The following is a 6,083-nucleotide window of genomic DNA, read 5'->3' as shown; positions in this document are numbered from 1 at the left end:
CTGACCGGCCAAGCCGACTTATCAAGCCGGGCGGGCAGCCGCTCGCCCGGCCTTTCCACCCGCTGTCAGACGGGCTTGGAGCGTGAGGACGCCATGCCGCTCTACGACTACGCGTGCGACGCCTGCGGGCCGTTCAAGGCCATCCAGCCGATGGCGCAGTTCCGGGACCCCTGTGCCTGCCCGGAATGCGGCGCTGGGGTCGCACGGACGTTCCTGAGCGCACCCGCCATCATCGGCGGCAGCGCAGGTGGCCGCTTCACATGCGCGGCTACCGGGGCGCGTGCGACCCACGCGCCCCGGGCCTCCAAAGCCCATCCAGCCGGCTGCGGCTGCTGCATCCACCGCGCGCGCCTTCCCGGCGCTCTCTCCGCGGGCGGACGGGTCTTCACGGCGCACGGGCCAGTCCGGCCCGGCGGTCCGTAACGGGGCCCGCACGAGGCTGCACCCAGCGCGCACAATCCCAATCTCACCGAGGAACAATCATGGCTTCCGACACCCTCAACGGCCTGAAGGTCGCAATCCTGATCACGGATGGTTTCGAGCAGGTCGAGATGACCGAGCCGCGCAAGGCGCTCGACCAAGCCGGTGCCGAGACCCGGATCGTGTCGCCGAAGGACGGCGCGGTGAAGGCCTGGAAGTTCACCGAGTGGGGCGATCAATTCCCGGTGGACGTGCCGCTGAACAAAGCTCGCCCAGATGAGTACGACGCGCTGCTGCTACCGGGCGGCGTGATCAACCCCGACACGCTGCGAGCGATCCCCGAAGCCGTGGCGTTCGCGAAAAGCTTCTTCGACGAAGGCAAACCCGTCGCATCGATCTGTCATGGCCCCTGGACCATCATCGAGGCGGGCGCCGCGCGCGGGCGGCGCCTGACCTCCTGGCCGTCGCTCCAGACCGATCTCCGGAATGCAGGAGCCGATTGGGTGGATGAACAGGCGGTCGTGGACGGCAACTTGGTCACCAGCCGTAAGCCCGATGACATCCCGGCGTTCAACCGGGCGGTGATCACGCTATTCGCCGGTGCGCGCGGGGACGTTCGGTCCGCGTGAGCCGAACACGTCCGGGTCGCTGCGGCATCGCCGTCTAGCCAGCGGCTGCCGCAGGTCACGCGCGCCCTCGCTGACTGGCGCAAGCAGTGGGAGACACTCGGGCGACCGCGTGCGTTCGCCCGAGTGTCTCCCATCTCTGCGCCCGCCTGGGCCGGAGATCGATGCTTCATGCAGCAGCCCGCAAGTGGAGCCCGCTGCGATTCACGAAAGGCTACCACCGCGCCTCACGGGTTGATCGCTCCGGCCGATCATCGATCGTCGAGATACGCTTTGAGGCGCTCGGCCGCCGGTCCGGACGAAGCCGGGTTCTGGCCGGTGATCAGCAACCCGTCCCCGACCACGTAGGGCTGCCAGTCGCCGGCCTTGGAGAACAGGCCACCCTTCCGCTTGAGCTCGTCCTCGACCAGGAAGGGGACCACCGCGGTCAGACCTACGGCCTCCTCTTCGGTATTCGTGAAGCCGGTGACGGCCTTGCCGGTGACGAGCGGCGTGCCGTCGGGCGCCTTGGCATGACGCAGCACGCCGGGGGCGTGGCAGACCAGGGCGACAGGCTTCCCGGCCCGGAGCGTCGTCTCGAGCAGCCGGATCGAGGCGGGGTCCTCGGCGAGGTCCCAGAGGGGGCCATGCCCGCCGGGATAGAACACCGCGTCGAAGCTCGCGTGGGCGACGCCGTCGAGCCGGCCCGTGTTCGACAGGGCAGCGTCGGCCTCAGGGTCCGCCTCGAAGCGCCGGGTCAGGTCGGTCTGGAAGTCCGGCTCGCTGCTCTTGGGATCGAGCGGCGGACGCCCGCCCTTCGGCGAGGCGAGGACCACCTCCGCACCGGCATCCTTGAACACGTAGTAGGGCGCGGCGAGCTCCTCCAGCCAGAAGCCGGTCTTGCGGCCGGTGTCGCCGAGCCGGTCGTGTGAGGTCAGCACCATCAGGATCTTCATCGTCGGTCTCCGGGGCTGGTCTGGGTCTGTCGTTCTGGCTGCCGTCACCGTCTTCCGCTGCTGATCGAGCGGAGAATCCGGGTCGATGGTCCATCAGCGATGTCAGGGTTGCCAGCCCCCATTGCCGTGGGCCTCAAGCTCCTCCCGCAGATAGGGTGCCGTGCGGCTCGCCCGCGCCCGGGCCACGAACTCGGGACGGCCGGCCGATACGACGGTGCCACCCAGGTTTCCGGCGCCGGGCCCCACATCAATGACGTGATCGGCCCCCGCGACGACGCGCATGTCGTGCTCGACCATCACGACCGTGTTGCCCGCATCGACCAAGCCGTTGAGCTGGAGCATGAGGCGATCCACGTCGGTTGGGTGCAACCCGGTCGTCGGCTCATCGAGGACGTAGAGCGTGCCCCCGCGCTGCCCCCTCTGCAATTCGGTCGCGAGCTTGATGCGCTGGGCTTCCCCGCCGGAGAGCTCGGTCGCCGGCTGGCCCAGGCGCAGGTAGCCGAGGCCGAGATCCCGTAGCACGAGGAGCGGTCGCAGCACGGAGGGCTCGTCCGCGAAGGCCTCGCAGGCGCGCTCGACGGTCAACCCGAGCACGTCCGCAATGGTCAGCCCGTTCCAGGCCACCGCCAACGTCTCTGGCGCGTAGCGAGATCCGTGGCAGGTCGGGCAGGGAGCGTAGACGCTCGGCATGAACAGGAGTTCGACACTGACGAAACCCTCGCCCTCGCAGGCCGGGCATCGGCCCTTCGCGACGTTGAAGGAAAAGCGGCCGGCGTCGTAGCGGCGTCGGCGTGCCTCGGGCGTGGCGGCGAACAGCTTGCGGACGCCGTCGAACAGGCCGGTATAGGTCGCGAGGTTCGAGCGGGGCGTGCGCCCGATCGGCTTCTGATCGACTTGGACCAGACGCCGGACCCCCTCCAGGCCGCCGACGATGCGCCCCTCCGTCCGACCAGGCGCCTCGTCGAGGGGATCCTCCGGCTCGTCGTCGGTTTCGATCGGCCTGCCGAGACGGTCGCCCACGAGGTCCAGCAGGGCCTGGCTGACGAGGCTCGACTTGCCGGAGCCCGAGATGCCCGTAACCGCGGTGAGACATCCGAGTGGAACCGAGACCGAGACGCCGCGCAGGTTGTTGCGGACGATCCCCTCCAGGCGCAGCCATACCGAGGGCTCGCGCCGCGGGCGCCGCGGCGGCTCGGCGAGTCCGAACAGGTGCAGGCGCGTGCGCGACGCCTCCACCGCGCGCAGCCCCTCCGGCGGGCCGCTGTACAGCACGGTGCCCCCGTGCTCGCCCGCCGCCGGGCCGACATCGACCAGCCAGTCGGCGCGGCGCATCGTGCCGATGTCGTGCTCGACGACGAACAGCGAATTGCCCGAGGCGAGCAGCCCGGCCAGCGCGTCGTGCAGGGCATCGCCGTCGGCGGGGTGCAAGCCCGCGGTGGGCTCATCGAGCACGTAGGCGACGCCGAAGAGCTGCGAGCGGAGCTGGGTGGCGAGGCGCAGGCGCTGCAACTCGCCCGACGACAGGGTCGTGGTCACCCGGTCCAGCGACAGGTAGCCGAGGCCCAGCTCCGTGAGCGTCCCGATCCGTTCGATGAGATCGGTGGCGAGGCGCTGGGCGGCGAGCCGCTTCTCGATCGAGAGGTTCGGCGTCGCGCGCACGTCCGGCGCACCGGCATGGGCCGATCCCCCGGAGGCGGCGCGCCGAGCCCGATCCCGCCGGCCGGCTTCGCGATCGAGCGTCCCGGGGTCGGCGGCGGTGTCGTCATCGCGCAGCCGGTCCTCGGCGACCGGCCGCATCACCGCGGCGAGGTCGGCGAGCGGCATGCGGGACAGGTCCCCGATATCGAGCCCGGCGAAGGTGACCGAGAGCGCCTCGGGCTTCAGGCGCTTGCCCTGGCAGGCGGGGCAGTCCTCGCTGACGAGGTAGCGCGCCGCCCGTCGGCGCATGAGCGCGCTCTGCGACTTGGTGAAGGTCCCCAGCACGTGGCGGCGGGCGCTCGTGAAGGTGCCCCTATAGCTCGGCTCCAAGCGGCGCTGGCGGGCGCGCCGCGTCTGCTCCGGGGAGAGGCCGGCATAGACCGGCTCCTGCGGCTGGTCGTCCGTGAACAGGATCCAGTCCCGGAGCGCCCGCGGCAGGTCCTTCCAGGGCGTATCGACATCAACCCCCCGGCTCACCAGGATATCCCGCAGGTTCTGTCCGCCCCAGGCTTGCGGCCAGGCCGCGACGGCGCGCTCGCGGATCGTCAGCGAAGGGTCTGGCACCATGGAGGCTTCCGTGGCCCGGTAGATCCGCCCGAGCCCACCGCAGGACGGGCAGGCGCCCTGGGGTGTGTTGGGCGAGAAGTCCTCGGCGTAGAGCATCGGCTGGCCCAGCGGATAGCTGCCGGCGCGCGAGTACATCATCCGCACCAGGCTCGACAGGGTGGTGACGCTGCCGACCGAGGACCGGGCGCTCGGTGTGCCGCGCTGCTGCTGGAGGGCGACCGCAGGGGGAAGTCCCTCGATGGCGTCGACGTCCGGCACGCCGACTTGGTCGATCAAGCGCCGCGCGTAGGGGGCGACCGACTCGAAGTAACGACGCTGGGCCTCCGCATAGAGCGTACCAAAGGCCAGCGAGGACTTGCCGGAGCCGGAGACGCCCGTGAACACCACGAGGGCATCGCGGGGCAACTCCACGTCGACGTCGCGCAGGTTGTGCTCCCGGGCACCCTTCACCGTGACGAAGCCCGGCCGTCCCGCGCCGGATCGGGCGATCCTGACCGGTTCTTTGGGCGTCGGTTGGTCCATCACATCGCCCTCTCGGTGAGTGCTCTCCCGTACGACAGCAAACGCCGCTGCGCCGAGGGGAAATCAAGCGGCGCAGGAACTACCCTCCGCGCGCTCGTCCGTGGATCGCTTCCCTGGACAAAACCCGATGAGGCGCGGCGTGAGCGGGAGGGCCCAGATCCGCGCCACCCGCCAAGCCTCTTGCTCGGGCGCGTGGCAAACCCGGCAGATGGTGTCGGTCAGCAAGCGTGGCACCTGGATGCATCCTAAGGGAGATGCCGGCCGGGCCACCGCTCGAAGCTTTGCCTCAAGAACACGCCTGATCGTTGCCGGCGGTGCAACAGCCATTCCTGAAGAGCACGATTCCCACGCGATCGGCGCACGACGCATGGGGGCTTGGCAGAACAACCTCGGTGGATCGCCGAAGCTTGCCGGCTCGCGCAACCAACGAGATCATCCTTAGGGAAATCCCGTATCAAACCAGGGCGCCGCAGCCGACGTTTGTCTTCCAAGAGCAGGGGTCGAGACATGGTGGGACCGGTTCGGAGCCGCTCGCTCCGCGTCCCCTACGCCACCGGACCCTGACACGAGTCCGCCCGTCGCAGCACTCTGACCAAGGGAGTGACCCATGGCTGATCGATCCGGCAACGGCAGACTAGGCGACCACAGGGAGACTTTTCGCGCTTCGGCCGGCTCGCGCGAGTATTCCGGGCCCGGCTTCGGCAGCGTCGGATGGGCACTCGCCGGTGCAGCGGGAGTAGCCGCTCTCGCCGTCCTCGGCGCGCAACGGCTTGATTCGCCGAAACGAAGGCCCGCGCGCGAGACCGACCCTGCGAACGGCTTGAGCGATGAGCCCGAGGTCGAATACTCCATCACCATCGAGCGCCCTGCGGATGTACTCTATCGGATCTGGCGGGATCCAGAGACCCTCCCGCGCATAGTGGCATTTCTGGCTGAGATCCGCCCGAGCGGAGAGGGGCGAAGCGAGTGGCGCGCCGACGGACCACTCGGCCAAAGCCATACCTGGATCATGCAGATCACCGAAGAGCGGCCCGGCGAACTCATCCGTGCGAACGCTGACGGCGACGGCGGCCTCGTTACCGAGTGTGAAATTCGCTTCCGCTCAGCGTCGGGCGATCGCGGCACGGTCGCCACGCTGCGCATCCGCTTCGATCCGCCCGGGGGCATGCTCGGCGACGTGGCGGCGCGCTTCTTCAAGGGCGTCGTACCGAAAGAGATGGCGTCGAAAGCGCTGCACGCCTTCAAGAGCCTCGTCCTGACTGGCGAGATCCCCACCACCGATCGTCAGCCGGCAGCCCGGCGCGATCCCCGCTGA

At 69.6% G+C, this 6,083-nt stretch carries 5 protein-coding genes; 3 read left to right on the top strand and 2 right to left on the bottom strand.

Going from position 1 to position 6,083, the window contains the following annotated elements; translation table 11 throughout:
• Positions 1–423, top strand: a 423-nt coding sequence (locus OXS27_RS22855; protein ID WP_267358813.1) for a zinc ribbon domain-containing protein, incomplete at its 5' end; no start/stop codon positions are given.
• A 59-nt stretch (positions 424–482) separates the two neighbouring features.
• Positions 483–1,049 carry a type 1 glutamine amidotransferase domain-containing protein gene (locus OXS27_RS22850; RefSeq protein WP_267358811.1) on the top strand — a complete coding sequence of 189 codons (567 nt, stop codon included), beginning with the start codon at positions 483–485 and terminating at the stop codon, positions 1,047–1,049.
• Between the two features lie 248 nt (positions 1,050–1,297).
• On the opposite strand, the gene OXS27_RS22845 is transcribed toward OXS27_RS22850, so the two are convergent.
• On the bottom strand, positions 1,298–1,981 hold the full coding sequence (locus OXS27_RS22845; protein ID WP_267358809.1) for a type 1 glutamine amidotransferase domain-containing protein: 684 nt from the start codon (positions 1,979–1,981) through the stop codon (positions 1,298–1,300).
• Positions 1,982–2,083: 102 nt separating this feature from the next.
• The gene (locus OXS27_RS22840) at positions 2,084–4,768 is read right to left on the bottom strand and encodes an excinuclease ABC subunit UvrA (RefSeq protein WP_267358807.1); all 2,685 of its coding nucleotides are present in this window, start codon (positions 4,766–4,768) and stop codon (positions 2,084–2,086) included.
• Between the two features lie 607 nt (positions 4,769–5,375).
• Between OXS27_RS22840 and OXS27_RS22835 the strand changes: the two genes are divergently transcribed.
• Positions 5,376–6,083, top strand: a complete 708-nt coding sequence (locus tag OXS27_RS22835) for an SRPBCC family protein (RefSeq protein WP_267358805.1) — start codon at positions 5,376–5,378, stop codon at positions 6,081–6,083.

It is taken from the genome of Methylobacterium sp. GC_Met_3, from assembly GCF_026540775.1.
Classification (GTDB): Bacteria; Pseudomonadota; Alphaproteobacteria; order Rhizobiales; family Beijerinckiaceae; genus Methylobacterium.
The sequence above is the reverse complement of the archived record's forward strand: the minus strand, read 5'-3'. Positions and strand labels throughout refer to the sequence as shown.